The organism is Enterobacter sp. IF2SW-B1 (assembly GCF_001743375.1).
GTDB classification, from domain to species: Bacteria; Pseudomonadota; Gammaproteobacteria; order Enterobacterales; family Enterobacteriaceae; genus Enterobacter; species Enterobacter bugandensis.
Genome location: NZ_MJAA01000016.1, coordinates 14,614 through 32,493, shown reverse-complemented (window position 1 = coordinate 32,493; position 17,880 = coordinate 14,614). Strand labels below are relative to the sequence as shown.

Genomic DNA, 17,880 nt, shown 5'->3' with positions numbered 1-17,880 from the left:
TCCAGTTATCGCCGGTGGTGGCCTCCACCCGGAACTCCCCGGCCTTCAGGCTGGTCTGGCTGACGGTGACGGTGCCGTCCTTCTCCGTCGTTGCCGTTGCCGGAAGGATAACCCCCTCGCCGGCCCTGAAATTCACCACCTGCCCGGCAACCGGGTTCTCATGGGCGTCCTTCACCGTCACCCTGACGCGCGTGGTGTCCGTCCCGTCTGCTGCGGCGTTATTGTCGATYACCTCCAGCGCGCTGACTTTTGCCGTTGCAACATCGGCCACCAGGGGAATTTTTACCGTCACAGGGTTGCCGCCTTCTACGGTAGCGGTTACCTCCCAGTCTGTCCCTACCAGCGTTGGAGCTGTCAGCGTAATACTTGCTTCGCCCCGATCATTGGTATGGCTCAGCTGGTCTGTCGGATGACCGTTGCTTTGCCAGGCGATATCAACACTCGTTTTAAAGTCTTCGCCATCCTGATCGGTGAGTTTCACCGTAAATGGCTGGGCTGCGCCCACCATTACGTGCTCAGGAGGCTGAATAAAGGTCAGTCTGTTGGCTTTGGCAAAATTGACGTTCAGTTTCATATAGCTGTGTCTGCCATTATCTTCAGTAACGTTGCCGCTATAGCCTGCTACCAGCGGGGAGAGCGAGGCCGTGATCTGATCCTGACCGCTGCTCATAATCTCTTCCACACTCACCGACGTTTGGCCTTTAGGGTCGGTGTGCGTTACGTGTTGTGACAAATGACCCAACGCATTCTGGCTTGTCCAGTAAACCGTCAGCCCTTCCACCGCCTCCTCTTTAGCGTTTTTTACTTCGGTGAGTAGTTGCAGAGCGCCATTGCTCTGAACATAAAACTTCACACTGCCGTCCGGGCGGACTTCGCCCGGCGTCATCAAGCCAATATGCAGTGCGCCTAGCTTCGCGCTACCCTTAACCGTTGCCGAGACACTGTTACCCGCGATCCCTTTTTTGTTAACCGGGGTGACTTCGAAGATCACGGAGCGGGCCATATCACGCGTTTGCACCTCATACGTAGCACTCCCTTCCTTGAGCAGTTCGCCTGAATCTGCGTCATACCACCGCAGCCGGGTTTTCTCAGGATCTTCATCCTCCCCTTCATTGCTTTTATAGAGATAACTCCCCTCCAGTATCTGGCCCGGGGACATGTCCCCCTTAATGGCAACGCCCTCGACGGAAGGGGCAAAATCGCCCGGCGTCACGGTCAGGTGATAGCTGGCGGAACTTAATATGTGCTCCGGATCGACAGGTGACGTTTCCGTCGCTGTGATGGTGACATCGCCCCGATGCGTTGGGTTCACCAGACCGCTGCCCGGCTCCACGGTCGCGATCGCCGTGCTGGAGGAGGTGTAGCGAATGACGCCCCCCTGCCCACCTTTCACCGCGTGCAGCAAAGGCACGCCAGCCTGCGTGGTTTTTTCCGTCGGGCTGAAATAGAGACGTCTGTCTTTTTCTTCCTGCTTATAGGCGAGAACGATGTTGTTATTACGGGTAACGAACTCCGTGCGGGACTGCATGAGCGATGGCAAAGCCGCCGCATTTTCACTTGCCAGCATTTCGGAAAGTTTTCGGCCAAACTCCCAGTGGAAATTCAGCCCCACAGAGAAGTTATCCCGCTGCCCGCTAATCATGCTCTGCTCCGCGCTAACCCCTACCAGCGGCACAGGTTGCCACTTAAGCCCGAGGTTAAGCCCGTGAGGATTGTGGCTGGCTTCGCTGCGGCTGCCGTTAACGTCCACTTTGTCGCCATACCACTGGAACCAGCCCAATTTAAGCGCGACGTGCTGTGAAAGGGCCGTCTCCAGATTGAGATCCCAGCCGCGGGCGGCACGTTCATACAGTTCATAGCGGTCGGGATCGTCATTAAACATGCTGTCGTCAGAATGACGCCAGCCGCTCAGGGGCAGGTAGTAGTTCGCGGACGCACGAATCCCATCGCTCCACAGCTCGGCACCCGCCCCCATTCGGTTATGGTGCCGCGTGACATCCTGATCGAAAAAGAGGTTTCCACCCGCCATCAGATGCGGGTTAAAGGTATGTCGCCAGCCCAGGCCAACGTTAAGGATATCGCGCTCGTTCCAGCGGTGTGCGCTCATCTGAGTGAACAGAATGTCGTGTTGCCAGATTTTAACCGGCCACAGATAGTCCAGCCCGAAATCGCGGCTATCGCTCCCGCCTATACCGACGTCTGCCGTAACGCGGGCTTTCCCGCCGATATTGTTTAACCACGCTTCCACTTCCTGGGTTAACGCGGCATTCACCTCGCTATTTGCCGCACCGCGCAGGGCATCACCCGCGCCGTTTTGTTGGGCGCTTCCCCACATGCCGGCCATTTTATCCCGCAGGGGCTGATTGCTTTCGCTTTCAATGGTTGCGTGAGTTTCAGTTTGCGCCCGCGCGACGGGGGGAACCGTGAGCAAAAAGATTGAAAATAAATAATGTAAAAGGATTATCCACACGGATAATTTTTGACGTAAAGAACAGTACGAAACACTGGGCATTGTGACGCATCCCTAATTAATTAAACTCCCTGGTTAGCGATATTAAGATCCAGATAATTCCTAAACTCCATACAGTAATCAGGAGATGATCATGAGATTTTGCGTCCCTCATTAAATTCAATACTTAGGCATTGATGTTTAACAACTCTTTCAGCATGCTTCATAAATTTCTCAGCCCAACTTCAGCCGTATATTTTCCGGAGCAGGTAATTCTTAACTTGGAACAGACACCTCGCAATTTTATTGCTGACCGTCTTCTTATGCAGGTTTTCCCCTAATGGCAGGATGATCCCAGCAATACTCTGGATGTCATTTAATAAGGAAGATCGTTGACATGAATAAAACTGGACTGGCCCTGCTTATTTGTGCACTATTGAGTGCCCCCGCTTTTGCGCAAAATTCCGTCACGCTCGAGCAAGCCTGGGAAGGCACTTCGTATCTCTCCGTTATCGTGAAATTAAAACCCGGTACAACGCTTAATAAGTCTTCACCCTTTTCATTACGCGACAGTACCCTCGCCGTGAGTCCGTTATTTACGGCAAATCATTTGCGCAGCAGTGAATTAAGCGAGATGGATGCGCTTAATGAACGCTACGGCTTTAACCGTTATTTACGTATAGCCCTGCCAGCCGATAAGCAACACGACGCGGCATATATCAATGACGTAATTAATGAACTGGCGGCGCGACAAGATATTGAGCTGGCTTACCCGGAATCCATGCCGGTGTCGCTGGAAAAGGGGGTCACTGTTCCCGACCTGCCGCCCTATTCCGGGCTGAGCTATGCCCTGAACAGTACCAGCCAGGCCACCGTCCCGGATTTTCGTGGATTGCAGGATTACACCAAATCGCCAGATGAAAAACGGCCCGGCTACTATATGGGTGGCGTTAATCGCGACAGCGTAAGTCAGTATTCAGGGCACGATGGTAGCGGCATTTCGCTGGTCTCAATGGAAAACAACGCATGGAATACCAGCCATGTGAATTTGCCGCCGATCGATTTCCATGAAGGTGATAAGCGCTATACGCCAGGCGAAGATCACGACACCAGCTCCGTCGGGATTATGGCGGCGAAAGATATCAATGCGGGCATCAAAGGCCTGACGTGGAACGCCCGTATGGGATACGTCAAATGGCAGGCCAATAATCTCTACAATATGATCCCCAGACTCCAGGCAGGAGATGTGGTGCAAATTGGTATGCAGACCGGCGGAGGAGATGTGACAGGTTGCACCTCCTCTTGCTATGTTCCCCAGGAAAACGCTCCAGCCTATTATGACGTGATAAAAGCGCTGACGGATAAGGGCGTGCACGTGATTCAGGCGGCAGGCAATGGCAATATCAACCTCGATCACGCCGGATTTAATGGAAAATTTGACGTTAAAAAGCGGGATTCCGGCGCGATCATTGCGGGCGCGTTTTGTGCAAACAATGGCAAAAAAGCCTCTTTCAGCACCTATGGCTCACGTGTGACCAGCGCCAGCTGGGGCTGCTGGGATGTGGTTACTACGGGTTACGGCGGTTTGCATAGCATAAAAAATGCGGAATACACCTCAAGTTTCTCCGGCACGTCCTCCGCGAACCCGATTATCGCAGGCGTGGTCGCCAGCCTGTCGGCCATTGCAAAAGCGCACAATATCACCGTCACGCCTCAACAGATGCGCTCCATTCTCCAGGAAACCGGTACACCTTTAGCTGCGGGGGATTCAGCGAAAGTAGGTACTCACCCCAATATGGCAAAAGCGGTAGCCAGGATTCTGGAACTCAAAGAGGAAGAGCAGGAGGAGGTAAAGGCAGTGCCGGGAGAAAGCTTTACCGTTACCGGCACGACCGATTCTTCCCGTGCGTATCAGTTAGACGGGAGCGCCAGCAAGAATGCCGTCTCCTGGAAATGGACTATCGACAAAAACAGTACTGGCACATTCTGGCTACAGGAGAAACATGCCGGAGGCTGGGTACGTGAAGTTTCAGGGCCTACCGCCCGGGCACTCATTCCTGCCAATACAGACGGAGAAGCAACCTACTGGTTAACCGTCACGGGCAAAGACGGAAGCGTGAGCGCTGAGAAGATCACCGTAACGGTGAAAAAACCACAGTTACCTGATATTCCTGATGACAGCTCAGAAGCGTATAACCCGCGGATCGCCTACCCGGTGAAATGTACCCGCGTATCGCATAACGGCAAAATCTGGCTGAATCAGTGGTATGTCAACGCAGGACAAGAAGAGCCAGGAAGCGGCGGTGAGTGGGGGGCATGGCGAGCGTCGGATGCAGCTAATAATAGCTGCCCTTAAAAACCCTTTTGGTTAACATAATAGTAAAGCCTGGATATAAGCCAGGCTTTATTTTATTAATTCAACACTCAGGACAACCGTAAAAACGTCATTTCGTAAACTCCGTACTCGCTCAGATTTTATTAATACGCGTCAAGGACTGAAATGGGCAGTACTATTTCATACTCTGTCGCGCTCCGCCCTCTTTACAGCACGAACGGTCGCTCTTCTCTGCCGAAACTCCCCGACTCTTAATTGCTCAGAGAAGTCTCTTATTCAAGCCGGTTGTCTCCTCCCGTTACTATTTGTCCCTGTTATCACACGGTAATAACGCCTTTTTACCTGCGCCGCAGGTGAGATTAACTTTTCGTTATTGTTCAGTAATAAATAAGGGAACTTATGAAATTAACAGGATCTGCTTTTGTCCTTGCCGCTTTACTGGCAGGGGCGGGCGTCAGCGTTTCAGCTAACGCCGCCACGACCTCGCCATCGGCAAACTGCGAACAGGGTCACCAGAACTGCATGAAAGAACTAGGCACGCTGGAACGCGCCGTCAACGGTGAGAAAGTGAAGGTCGTTGAAGGGCAAACGATTCGTGCGCGCTTCTTTAACGACGGAACCGAACTGCCAAATCTGGAAACGCGCGTCACCATTCTTGCTGGCGAAGAGGCCCACTGGTCCTACGCCCTCGCCCAGGCTATCAACCAGCAGCACCCCGAACTGCGTGCCGGTTTCAGGCACAGCAACGGCGAGATTACACCTGATGAGTCAGAGCCAAATAAGGTGTATGCCAAACAGAACAACCCTCTCAGTCACGTAGAAGTGTCCTTCAATTAATTCAGGGAAGATTATTTTGAAACTACTCAAGATGAATAATATTACGTCGGCGTTAGCCGTGGCATTGATTGGTATGTATTCCACGGGCGCACTGGCGCATGGCTATGTTTTTGAACCAAAATCCCGTTCGGTGATTCATTTCCCGCCGATGAACGATAAAGGTGAGCATAGTAACGTCTGGCCTGCTGACGCCGTGGAAGCGCCGAAGCTCCCGGCTGGCAACGATATGAGCCCAACCCCGATCGCCAACGAACAGCTGTTCCAGTTCCCGCCGGATGGAAAACTGGCAAGCGGTGGTTCAACGGCAACTCCCGCCTTCAGCAAGCTTGATGACGAAAAGCAGAATACCTACAACAACCCGATGTCTGCGGGTCCGCACCAGTTTAAATGGCATTTACCGGCTAAGCACCGCACCACCTATTTTACCTACTACATCACTAAGCCGGACTGGCAGTCTGTTCCGGGTGCGGATTCGCGCCTGACCAGGGCGATGTTTGAAGATAAGCCATTCTGCCATAAGGTTTATACCTATGCGCCAGGCAACCCGTCGGCCGATATTTCGCTCCCGACAGGCTTCGAAACCCACACCTGCGACGTACCGGAGCGTGAAGGTAAGCAGAAAATTTATGCCGTCTGGCGCGTGCGCGATACCGATAACGCATTTTATCAGATGATTGACGTCGATTTTGGCGGTGAAGTCATTACCAAACCGGTGGCCAACGTCACGCCATCCAGTCATAACCTGTCAACCAGCACGCTGTCGCTGGACGGTAGCGCCTCAACGGGGAAAGAGCTGAAGTACAGCTGGGCCGTCACCAGCAATGCCGATAAGGTCATTCTGGAAAACAGTACCAGTGCTAAAGCCAGCATTCGCCTGAAGTCTAAACCTGAGAGCGATTTTACCGTCAACGTGAAGCTGACCGTCACCAATGATAAAAACGTGAGTGATTCAAAAACCGTCACCCTGAATGCCAAAGCTGAAGCGGATAGCACGGCACCGGAGGCGAAGGCAGGCAGTGACTTCACCGTTCACAGCAACAGTGAATCACGTGGTTATGACCTTAACGGTTCCGCAAGCGTCAATGCTGAAAAATACCAATGGACTATCGTTTCAGGACAGGACATTGGTGCGTTGCAGGTTGCTAACGGTGGCGAATGGGTTTCAACCGTCCACGCGGCAAAAGCCCGCGCGCTGATTAAGCCCGGCAAAATCGGTAAAGTGACCTATCGCCTGACGGTGACGGCCAAAAATGGCAAAACCAGCACCGACGATATCACCGTGACCGTGAAGGAAGCGCAGCAGGCTTCTGATGTGCAGATCAATACGGGCAACAACCAGGACACCATCGTTGGCAGTGACGTTATTGCTGCCGCCGTCGTGTCCAAAAACAATGACTCGTTAAAAGGGGCAAAAATTGAATGGTCCGCACTGAATCACGCCGATAAGATTCAGATCTCGTCACCAAATAACTTCAGCACCAACCTCAAGGGTAAACATCCGTATACCGACAATGTGGACGTGACGCTGCAGGTGAAAGTGACGGCGCCTGACACCGGTAAAGTCTCTACGGCAACGAAGGTGATCAAGCTGCGCCCGGCGCAAACCGATGTAAAAGCCTGGGATCACAGCAAGACTTACAAGACACCTTGTGAAAAAGTGAGCTATGAGGGCAACATCTGGCTGAACAGCTGGGAAACCAGAGGCGTTAAGCCTGGTTCCGATGGCGAGTGGGGCGTCTGGAAGAAAGAAGGTGCTGCCAACATGCCTAAAGAGTGCAAATAATACTGTAAGTTAACTCTGGCCGGGTCTTCACTGACCCGCGCCTCACATTATCATTCCCTGCCTACACTTTCGTTATCATTTTTGCGCCGGAAATCGCCCCTTCGTTCCGGCGCTTTTTTATCGGTATAAGATCACCCACCCTATCGCGGCGATAATCGGATACGGTCCGAAGGGAAACGGTTGACCGGGCTTGATCCGCAACAGAATCAACGCCGTGATCAGCGCCAGCAGGGTCGAGGCAACAAAAACATCCAGCAGCGCCAGCGGGCCAAGCCACGCCCCGATCGCCGCCAGCAGTTTCATATCCCCCATCCCCATCCCTTCATGGCCGCGCAATAAACGGAACAGCAAAGAGAGCGTCCAGGGCACGCCAAATCCCAGCAGAGCGGCGATTAATGCCTGCGTTGGCTCCACCCGGCTATAGCCGCTGACGGCAAACGCCAGCGACATCGCCAGCAGCGGGAGCGTCAGACGGTCGGGCAGGAGCATGGTGCGCAGATCAATAAACAGCAGCGGCAGCAAAAACGTCACCGCCAGCAGGTCGAACAGGCTCTGCGGCGTGACGCCCTGCTGCCAGATAATCACCCCGTACAGCAGCGCCATAAGCCCTTCAACCAGCGGATAGCGCCACGATATCGCCTGACCACAGCTGGCGCAGCGCCCGCGCAGCAGCAGCCAGCCCATCAGAGGAACATTGTGGCGAAATTTAATGGGGTGTTTACAGCGTGGGCAGTGGGAAGCAGGCCACGATAAAGAGAGTGCTTCACCGTGGAGAATCAAGGGGAGCCGATAAATGATGACATTGCAAAAACTGCCGATAATGGCGCCCAGAAAAACGCTAAAAACGAGTATTACACTCTCAACCATGGTTCCACACTCTGAGGGACATGCAATCTCCGATAATAGCAGAGACTACTCGTTATATTTAGGCAGCCTGTTTGCACGTAAAGTACAAAAGTCTCCGCGCAAGTTCGCCCATTCAATATTCAGATGCGCTTTTGCATATTGTGCCGCTTCTTTCCACAATAATGCCGCGATATGCCACTCCTTTCCCTGTTCATGTTCTGCCGCTCGTGAAGAAAGTGAAAACCACAGGGTAGCAGGATCGCGTTTGTCGCTTTGCCAGTCCATCGTTAAGCCCTTTAGAAAAAATCCCAGCGTATCAATAGCGACGATAAAATAATTGAGCTTAAAATGATAAATACCTGAATAACGCTGAATGCCTCAGTGGGAGAACAACGCTGATTACCAATATTATCCGCTGGCTGGCCTTTTCGGGTCTCTATATCCTGCTGGCATTGCTGAGCTTTCATACGCGGGATAGCTGGAGCCTCTCCACCACGCTCTGGCTCCCGGCGCCGTTGCTTTTCGCCGCGTTATGGCTGACGGCCCCGCGAGAGTGGCCGCTGTGGCTGGCTACCGCGGGCTTGCTGCATGTGTTTGCTGGCGTCTGGATAGGCCGCCCGCTCACGCTGGCGTGCCTGTTCGCCCTCTTCGACGTCGCGATATTTCCGCTGTGCGTCGCCGTCTTTCGTCTGAATGCGCAACTGCCTGCGCTGCGTTTTGCGCGCAGGCCGATTATTGGTGAACTGATCTACCCCCTGCAGTTAATCTTCAGCATTTTTTGCGGCAGCCTGCTGCTTAATCTGGCGCTGTTACTCTCAGGGTATCCGATTGCGCCTCTGCATTTTTTTTCCTGGGTGCTGGCGGCATTAACCGGCATTCTCGCCATTCTGCCGCTGCTGCGTGAGAGCAAAATGCCGTCGCACCCGCGGTTTAACGGGCGGGAAGCTCTGCTCCTTGCCGCGAATACCCTGGTGCTGATAACGGGGTACTTTTTCCTGCCACCGCTCTGGCAGGGGCTAAACCTGCTGCTGGTGCAAACGACGGTGGTTTTACTGAGCGTGTTTGCGCTCTCCGGACGCGGCGTTGGCGCTCTGCTGCTTATTCAATACCTGATTGTGGTGCTGGCGACCCAGCAGCGGGAAGGGATTTTTTACACGCTAACGCCCGATCTCATCCCCGCAATCTGGCAGGCGCAGTGGTACCTGGTATTTTCGGCGATTTTTGCCAACTGTTTATATCAGTACCGCCGCTGGATCCAACAGCAACAGGCGCTCGCGGCCAGCACCAGTGCCATCATTATTCGCCTGTCGCAGACGGGTTCTTGCGTCGTGTTTCGCCTCTCGATGCCAGAGGAGGAGATCCTCTGGCAAGGCAGTACGGAAGCGCTGTTCCCTGATGAGGAAAAGACGCTGAGCACCCTGACGCTACTGGACGCACACTGCGATACGCCGTTCCTGCCCGGTTTTCGCGCCTGGTACTCACAGCAACGTGAAAGCAGCTTTGCCCGGGAAGTTGTTCTGCAAACGCTGCACGGAAGGCAGATGCGCGGGATGGTGATGTTTCACAGGATCGGCAACACCGCGCATCTGATGGGGGGAGTGAGCCTCTTTCTCACAGCATCCGCTGCAGAATCTCCCGCTGCCCGCTAAAGGTGTACTTCAACACCGCCGCGACATGCCCAAGCAGAATCACACCCAGCAGAATGCAGCTATAGCGATGCACCTGGAAGAAAAACGCATTCACTTCGGCGATGGCAATCGGGCGGGAAACCGGCACCAGACCAAACAGGTTGTAGTCTTTTTGCAGCATCAGAAAACCGCTAACCAGCACCACCATAATGGTCAGATAAAACAGCTCATGAATAAATACCACCAGCTGTTTTTTACGTCCGGCTACCGTTGCCGGATAGGGCACCGAAGGGCGGAAGAAACGCCAGACGAAACGCACCATCATGATGGGCGTGGCGATGGTACCCAGCGACATATTCAGCACGGAGAAGAAGGTAAACCAGCGGGTTCCTTCCAGCGCGTGCAGAATATAGCCCATGCACATCGCGTAGATAATTACGGCTGCGACCACCCAGTGCAGAAGGCGAGAAAACCGATCGTAACGTTTGGCAATAACCAGAGAAGTTTGCATAGTCGTTGTCCTGTAAAACAAACAGCACGGCTCCCTGCGAAGCCATGCTGTTCTAAAGAAATAGGTTATTCAGCTACCCACAAGTTGCGGGCCCGATCCGGCGACCAATGACTGGCACCTGTATGGCCAATCTGACAGCGATAAACGTTGCCCTCATAGAGCACTTTATCCCCTACGGCATAGAGTTTGCCCGGCGTGAATGGGGTAACGTCGCCGCCCTGGCCGCCCTCTTCGCCTCCGCCATCGTCATTATCGGGCACGGTAACGTTGACCGGCTGGCTCGGCGTAGCGAAGTTGTTGGCTGCATCATAGGCGATGACCGTATAGCGATAGCTCATGCCTGGCTGGGTTTGGGTGTCGGTAAAGTTGAGTTCATGGGTATCACCGATCTTTTCCAGACCGCGCCAGATGGCATACCCCGCCACGCCCGTATTATCATTAGCTGGCAGCCAGCTGAGCGAAACATCCAGCCCCTTCAGCGTGGCCTGCACGCCCTGCACCTGTGTTGGCGCCTGAGTATCCGTTTCGTCGCCCCCATCCGGCAGACTGCCGTCAAGGATGCTCTGGTAGCGGTTCAGAAATTCATAGCCGTAATGTTGACCATTTTTAGTGTTGCCATTGTCCCAGTTCACTGACCAGGTCATGAGCCCTTTTACCGCTTCATTTTTCGCTTCCAGTCGCGAAAGTGCGTTAAAGACACTCTGCGCGTCTCGCACATAGCCGGTTCCTGCCGCATCCGGGTTGGCCGGAAGACCAATCACCAGCTTGTTCGCCGGGATCTTCACATAACCACGCGTCCCGTTTGCCAGGCTGTCGGTGAGATAGTAAAGGAAAAGCTCTTTTTGACGGTCGCTATAGCCCTTCCCCCATTCCTGCGGCAGCCACCATTCACCGACTTCGTCCTTCTCCTCCTGCGTCATCATATTCACGCCGTCGCCCGCCTGGTTGTAATACTGTGGAGCGATAAAGTCATACACGCCCTCAAGATTTTGCAGGTAGGCTTTGTAGTTCACCCCGCGATCGGACTGAAGATAAGGGAACTCTGGCGCCATGCTGATGATGAAGTGTTTGCCCTGCTGCTGATAATGGTCGCGCACCATTTTCAGCGCTGCCGGGATCACCGTACTGTTGTCAGCAGCGGTAATGGCCGTCTGCTCCAGATCGATATCAAGACCATCAAAACCATAGCGATCGGTCAGGCGAATAATCTCCGCCGCAAACGCCTCAGTCTGGTCTTTGTTCAGTGCAATGTGCGCGTCAGCGCCGCCCAGTGAAATCAACACCGCGCGCCCCTGCTCGTTCAGCTCTGCAACCTGAGCGCGGAACTCCTCATCGCTCGCGTTGTAGGGTTTGAAGGTGGGAATATTCCCGCTCTGGCCGTCCATAACTTTCATGAAGGAGACGTTGACGACGTTGTAGCCTCTCGGCACTTCACGCAGCGACATATCAGAAGGTAAACCTCCCTGATAGCCGCGCGCTTTGTCTATCTCTTCCGGGTTAATTCCCCAGTTGTGCCAATAACCTACGAGAATTTTTTTCTGACTGATATCCGGCATCTGTGAGGCGGCGTCGGTTGCGGCCGCATGGCTAAACGTGCTGACCAGCATTCCGCTTAACGCCAGGCCTGCGGCGATAGCGCTCAGAGATATTTTATTTTTCTTTAACATGGGAGATATCCTGCTCCAGGTTTAATAATGAAATCCTGTCCCGCAAGATAGGATATTCATCTCCCTGAAAACAGGAGAACAGCTCACTGCAGCAGCAGATTTAAAACTCGCCAGCCTGGATATGTCTTATAATAAAATTATCGTGAGATTATTTATACTCACACATTGCTACCCAGTTATCATTAATTTTCATCAGCCAGCTATCTTTATTAATCGGCTTGAATAACAGGTTAATATACTGACCATCTTCACTTATCAGAAAGGTCTTCTCCGGCAACTGATCGCCAACGGCAATTTTTAATTCTGCCACCCGGCCATTGATGACGTTTCCCTTCTGTGTCACCGATTTTAACTGCAGGGTTCGGTTGAATACCCGGTTACCGGCCTCATCGGTTTTTACACCAAATAGCGTTAGCCTGTGGAGTTTAGGCCACCAGGTGATCACACCATTAAACTGGTAATGCTGCAGGCTTTCATCAATAAATTTGCCATTACGTATGACGCTGCTGCAGGGCTCGGCGGGCACTTTTCTGCTCTCCAGGTAGTTGCTGGTCAGGTAAGCCAGCGCGCCACCCAGCGAAACGCTGATGCAAACCATCAATATGACGAATAGTATTCGTAACCGCATTTTCCCTCCTGAGATAGTTCGCCTTCACATTGCGCAACGAACACTTTTGGACCGTTCGACGCGATGTACACGTTATTGATGCCCGCCGGCAGGGCATGCCGCTTTCTCGCCAGCGCCTGCCGATCGACACTGCGCAGCGAAGAGAGATGAAACATGACGCCATCTACGTAGAGATTTTCCTGAAACGCCTGCGGCGTGTCGGCCGTGCAGACCACCACCAGCGTTGGAAGGATAATCAACAAGCTGCACAGCGCCGCCAGCAGAGTCCCGTATTGACGTGAGGGAGTTTTCATTGACTCCGCCGTGATAGCAGGCAACGACGGGCAATCGACGGGAGTGGGACAAGACGCGTTATCAGGCTCTTCCGGCGGCGGGCAAGCGACCTCACTGTCCTGCGTTTCGCAGGGTGCCAGTACTACACCATAACGGGGAATGGTTTTAATGATCGAGCCCGGCAGGCCGGCATTTTGCAGCTTGCGGCGGAGCATTTTTATAAGCTGGTGATAGCTGGATTCGCTAACAATCATGCCCTGGTTAAGCCAGATCTCTTCAAATATGGTCTCTTTTTTACATTTGCCGCTGAGGATCAACTCCAGCAAACGACGCTCGTTGGGCGTCAGATGTATATCACCATGATCCACGGTTGCCAGAGATGATTTTTCCGGTACGAACGTTACTGACGCTGAAAGAGAGATTTCTTCGTTATTCACGGGTAGGTCCTGGATAATAAAATTACAGCGTTTACATTGTTATGACGAAAAAGCGCAGGTATTAACAGTTACATGTCTGTTATCTAATTCAGGCACAAATTAACAACATATCCTTATAAATGATAGTACCTTCGCCACTTGCGCTATTTTCCGTCCTGATTTTTCCACAACCAATTCATGATTTCAGAAAGTTTATTCTGAGTAACGCCTGAGTAATACCTGATATCCAACCTGAACAATAAGGAATTCCTTTCCGTACCTGAGAAATATCGCCCTCCATGCCGCTATTTCGCGATAAATAACAAACCATTCAGCTGCTCCGGAAAAAATCTCTATCATAGAATGTGAAAACGTCGTTACTTTACCTTTCGGTTTTCCATCAGGATCGTCTGATGCCTCCCAGCAACTATACAGCCCACCACTTTTTAGCTACTCTTTTTCACCTCACTCTGCTCTACACTGTAAGAGTGATGCTAAAGCGCCATTCGCTAAGATGTGCGGTGAACACCTGTCTTTTCCTTGCCGGATCGGATGTCATGCTAAAAACAGTTCTGATTGCCGACGACCACCCTGTCTATTTATTAGGCTTGCGCACATTGCTGCAGACGCGCCCGGACCTTTATCGGGTCGTTCACGAAGCGCTCAGTGCTGATGAACTCATGAATAAACTGGCGAGCGAGCCTGTCGATATCATCATCACCGACCTGAGTATGCCCGGCACGCGCAGCCCGGACGGACTAACCATGATCCGCTCGCTGATTCGCCATTATCCGCAGAGCATGATTGTGGTGGTCACCATGATCACCAATCCTGAGCTTCTGGACTCGCTGCGGCGCAGCGGGGTGCATGCCGTTCTCAACAAAGCCAGTTTGTCCAACAATCTGCTGCAGACGCTGCGCAGCACCCTGCGGGGGCAAATCGAACCGGTGAAACCTCAGGCACAGTTGACCGAACGGGAAACAGAAGTGCTGCGCCTGCTGGTGCGCGGTTTCACCGTGAACGAGATCAGCGCCCAGCTTAACCGGACGAAGCAGACCATCAGTACGCAAAAAAAGAGTGCCATGAGCAAACTCAACGCCAGGAATGATTTCGAGCTGCTCCAGTGCGCGCAAAGTCTGGGGCTGGTTAGCTGAGCATGCGCAGAGGCTGGCTGGCGACATTATTTATCCTCATGCTGATAAGCGGGCACGCGGCGGCTGGCACGCTGCGCGTGGGCCTGCTGAGCGCCGCGCCGCCTTTTCTCGCTATCGATCGGCCGCCGGGCATTCTGGATGATGAACTCAGCATATTGTTTAGCAATACGACGCTGCCGGACGTCCAGCGTTTTAGCGACCCGGCAACGGCGCTGGATGCGTTGAAGCGAAAGCACATCGATGTGTTAATCGCCGCCCGGCGTCCTGCAGCCGATCTGGTCGCCAGCGAGCCAATGTTCGCTTTCCCGCTGGCGTCCCTGAGCATAAAAGAGGGACGCGGCGGTACACTGTGCTTTCCGGAATTACCGTCAGAGGTCGCGACCCGCTGCTCTGTGACGGGTTCAGCCTCACCGGGAGAAAACGTCAGGCAGCTGGCAGCAGGGAAAGCGCGGGAATTCATCGCCCCGGAGTTTGTTTTACGTAACTGGCTGACCCACTCCCCCGCCACCACGCTGACCCTGACGCCGCTGGACGATACTCCCCCGCTACATTTTCGTGCCTGGGCTCTGCCTGAGCAGGCAAACACGCTGGAAATCTTCAACGAGCGTATTCACACCCTTAACCCGGAAGACGCTGAATGGCTGGAACAAAAGTGGCTTTTGCCGGACGGCAGCGTCTTTGACGCCCGCCATTCCCCCGTGAAGGAAAATGCGCCCAAAATCACGCTGCACGTTTTGCTTCCCGCTATTTCGCCGCCAATGGTCACGCTCACGCCTGACGGGCATATTCAGGGGGTATGGCGCGATCTGCTGCTCAATCTGTTTCCGTCCAACCTGTATAGCCTGACCTTCAACCTTGATGCGCCCCCGCTTCAGTATGCGGAGAACACGTTGCGCATAGTCGCCAGCGCGACGCCACCGTCAAAGAGTGCCATCACGTTTGACTCACTGAGCTGGGCCCTGCTCAGTGAGGACAGCAACCCGCTTTCCGGCTCCTTGTCCGCATTACAGCATAAGCGGATTGCCGTCATACGCATCTCTCCGCTTGTCACGTTACTGCGTCAGGCGTTACCTGCGGATAACCTGGTGCTGGTTAACTCGCTCGATCAGGGTTTTGAATTGCTCAAAGCCGGAGGCGCGGACGGGCTTGCGGGCGATGCGTTTATACTCCATCACCTGCTGCGCCAGCATAACGCCAGCAATCTGTCGCTGACGCCGCTGGCGCTGCCGGAAGTGCCGCTATGGTTTGTACCAAATATTTCTGACCCGGCGGATGCCAAAAGGGTGAATGCGGTCATGGCGTCCGTAACGCAGGCTGATATCTACGCGAGCCTTAACCTGTCGCAGGCCGTACAGACGACACCCACCGCCCCGGTGCAATCGCTATGGCTGGTCATGCTCGCCGTGGTGGCGATTTGCGCAGCATTCGTCGCCCTGCTGACCTTTAGCGCCGCGCAGAGCCAGCGACGCCAGCGCGAGCGGGACACGGCAGAGCTGCACAACGCGCTCTCACTCTGGCAAACTCTGATGAACAATGTCCCGGTGCCGCTGTTTGTCTGCGATCCTACCGGGCGGCTGACGCGCTATAACGACTCCTTTATTCACTCACCGTTACTCACGGCACTGCCCGAAGAGGGCGCCCCCTTTTCCAGCCTGCCTTTGGGCGAGCTTGCCCAACAGTTTACGTTGCCGCATCGCCTCTCGCTGCTCCATGCCGCGTCGCCGTTAACGGGTGAAACCACTCAGAACAATTCCACCCTTTACTGGTGGCTTTGCCGCTATACCGATACGCGGGGGCGGCCTCAGGGCGTGGTCGGAGGCTGGATCGATATCACTGAAAAAGCCGCGCTGACCGCTGCGCTCAATCAGGCGCTGGCGCAGGCGGAGCAGGCCAGCACTGAAAAATCGAACTTCCTCGCCCGCATGAGCCATGACATTCGTACCCCGCTCAACGCCATGCTGGGCCTGCTTGAGATGGAGCGCGACAAAAGCGAGTCCCTCAACATCGCCTGGCAGGCAGCCGGGTCATTGCGCGACGTGATTGGCGGCGTACTGGATTTGTCGCGCATTGAAGCAGGCGAGTTAAGGCTGGAGCCACAGGCCTGGCCCCTGTGGCAGACGCTTAACGCCAGCGCGGAGATTTTTGCCAGCAGCGCCAACGCTAAAGGTCTCCACTGGCGCAGCGAGTTGAACGTGCCGCACGATGGCTGGTTCCTGTTCGATAAAGCACGGCTGAATCAGGTCATCGCCAATCTGTTGGGCAACGCCATTAAATATACGCCGCAGGGAGAAATTGTTTTTCACGCCGAGCTCAACGGTGAACATTTGCAGCTGTTGATTCGCGACACTGGCATCGGTATCCCGGCCGATGCCCTTCCACACCTCGGCCAGCCTTGGTTTCAGACTGACAGCAGCACGCCGCAAAGCAGCGGGCTGGGGCTGGCGATCTGTTACCAGTTAGTCGAGCTGATGGGAGGCGTGCTGACGATAGCCAGCGAAGCGGGGAGCGGTACGCAGGTGACGGTGAGCATACCGCTTCATGTCGCCAGCGCGGCGGCAACAGCCGATGAGACACCTGTAATAACCCCGCTGCCACCGCATCGCATCATGATCGTTGACGATTTTCCGGCAAACCTGACGGTGTTAGCGCTCCAGCTGCAGGAGCTGGGTCAGGAGGTTATTCCTTGCGCCAGCGCTGGCGAAGCGCTTGCGCGCCTGGAAAACGAGCCGGTGGATATCCTGATAACCGACTGCCAGATGGCCCTCATGGACGGCTATCAACTTACATCGTTAATACTCCTGCGCGATATTGCCGGCAGTATCACCGCGCCGGCCGCGATTCTCGGTTACACCGCCAGCGCGCTGCAGAGTGAGGACGATCGGGCAAAACATGCCGGAATGGACGCGTTATTGCGAAAACCGCTCTCCCTCAATGCCCTGCATCAGGCGCTGACACAGCAATACAGCCTGCGCAATCAGGGGCCTGACCTCAGCGAACTCCGGCGTCTGGCCAACGGTCAACCGGAGATCATGACCCTGATGCGCCAGCAAATGCGCGAAGCCATTACCCTTGATATTCGACAGCTACGGGAAAACACCCCGTCACCGCAAACGCTAAGCCAGCTCGCGCATCGTCTGAAGGCCTCCTGGAGCCTCTTTGCCATGCGCAACGCCACCCGCACCTGCCAGGCGATTGAAGTGTTGCCGGAGATGCTGGCGGCAGGGGTCATAACGGCTGAAGCCCTGCCTGCGCTGACATCGCGTTTCTGCGCGCGCATGGAAGCCAATCTGCAGCAACTTGATACCGCACTGAAGGAATTATCTGACAAGTACTAAAGAATGCTCTGCATAGGA

General features: G+C 54.2%; 13 protein-coding genes. 6 read left to right on the top strand and 7 right to left on the bottom strand.

What is annotated here, in order from left to right; all coding sequences use genetic code 11:
- A partial coding sequence (locus A6013_RS22955) for an inverse autotransporter beta domain-containing protein (RefSeq protein WP_083264084.1) occupies positions 1-2,344 on the bottom strand: 2,344 nt, incomplete at its 3' end.
- A 502-nt stretch (positions 2,345-2,846) separates the two neighbouring features.
- Here A6013_RS22955 and A6013_RS22950 point away from each other — a divergent pair.
- From A6013_RS22950 to A6013_RS22940, 3 genes are all read left to right on the top strand, one after another.
- Positions 2,847-4,805: a S8 family serine peptidase gene (locus A6013_RS22950; RefSeq protein WP_069733825.1), complete on the top strand. Its 1,959-nt coding sequence runs from the start codon at positions 2,847-2,849 to the stop codon at positions 4,803-4,805.
- Positions 4,806-5,183: 378 nt separating this feature from the next.
- Positions 5,184-5,621 (top strand): hypothetical protein, encoded by a 438-nt coding sequence (locus tag A6013_RS22945; RefSeq protein WP_041911163.1) that lies wholly within the window; start codon positions 5,184-5,186, stop codon positions 5,619-5,621.
- Between the two features lie 16 nt (positions 5,622-5,637).
- On the top strand, positions 5,638-7,404 hold the full coding sequence (locus A6013_RS22940) for a lytic polysaccharide monooxygenase (protein WP_139128240.1): 1,767 nt from the start codon (positions 5,638-5,640) through the stop codon (positions 7,402-7,404).
- 117 nt (positions 7,405-7,521) lie between these two features.
- On the opposite strand, the gene A6013_RS22935 is transcribed toward A6013_RS22940, so the two are convergent.
- Together A6013_RS22935 and A6013_RS27000 are read right to left on the bottom strand one after the other, a co-directional pair.
- Complete coding sequence (locus A6013_RS22935) at positions 7,522-8,271, bottom strand: A24 family peptidase (protein WP_069733823.1); 750 nt, start codon at positions 8,269-8,271, stop codon at positions 7,522-7,524.
- Between the two features lie 45 nt (positions 8,272-8,316).
- Positions 8,317-8,535, bottom strand: coding sequence for an ANR family transcriptional regulator (locus tag A6013_RS27000; protein ID WP_120247323.1), 219 nt, complete (start codon positions 8,533-8,535; stop codon positions 8,317-8,319).
- Positions 8,536-8,702: 167 nt separating this feature from the next.
- Here A6013_RS27000 and A6013_RS22930 point away from each other — a divergent pair, with 167 nt between their 5' ends.
- Positions 8,703-9,899, top strand: a complete 1,197-nt coding sequence (locus A6013_RS22930; protein ID WP_069733822.1) for a hypothetical protein — start codon at positions 8,703-8,705, stop codon at positions 9,897-9,899.
- Here the strand turns inward: A6013_RS22930 and A6013_RS22925 are convergent.
- From A6013_RS22925 to A6013_RS22910, 4 genes are all read right to left on the bottom strand, one after another.
- Positions 9,862-10,389 (bottom strand): cytochrome b, encoded by a 528-nt coding sequence (locus tag A6013_RS22925; protein WP_028015621.1) that lies wholly within the window; start codon positions 10,387-10,389, stop codon positions 9,862-9,864. The genes A6013_RS22930 and A6013_RS22925 overlap by 38 nt on opposite strands.
- A gap of 65 nt (positions 10,390-10,454) precedes the next feature.
- Complete coding sequence (locus tag A6013_RS27790) at positions 10,455-12,056, bottom strand: glycosyl hydrolase family 18 protein (RefSeq protein WP_274621085.1); 1,602 nt, start codon at positions 12,054-12,056, stop codon at positions 10,455-10,457.
- A gap of 148 nt (positions 12,057-12,204) precedes the next feature.
- The gene (locus A6013_RS22915; protein ID WP_126296587.1) at positions 12,205-12,684 is read right to left on the bottom strand and encodes a hypothetical protein; all 480 of its coding nucleotides are present in this window, start codon (positions 12,682-12,684) and stop codon (positions 12,205-12,207) included.
- On the bottom strand, positions 12,654-13,394 hold the full coding sequence (locus tag A6013_RS22910) for a helix-turn-helix domain-containing protein (protein WP_048958867.1): 741 nt from the start codon (positions 13,392-13,394) through the stop codon (positions 12,654-12,656). The genes A6013_RS22915 and A6013_RS22910 overlap by 31 nt, the downstream gene beginning before the upstream one ends.
- Positions 13,395-13,930: 536 nt before the next feature.
- On the opposite strand from A6013_RS22910, the gene A6013_RS22905 reads away from it, so the two are divergent.
- On the top strand, positions 13,931-14,527 hold the full coding sequence (locus A6013_RS22905) for a response regulator transcription factor (RefSeq protein WP_028015617.1): 597 nt from the start codon (positions 13,931-13,933) through the stop codon (positions 14,525-14,527).
- A gap of 2 nt (positions 14,528-14,529) precedes the next feature.
- Positions 14,530-17,862 carry an ATP-binding protein gene (locus A6013_RS22900; protein ID WP_069733821.1) on the top strand — a complete coding sequence of 1,111 codons (3,333 nt, stop codon included), beginning with the start codon at positions 14,530-14,532 and terminating at the stop codon, positions 17,860-17,862.
- Positions 17,863-17,880: the final 18 nt, after the last annotated feature.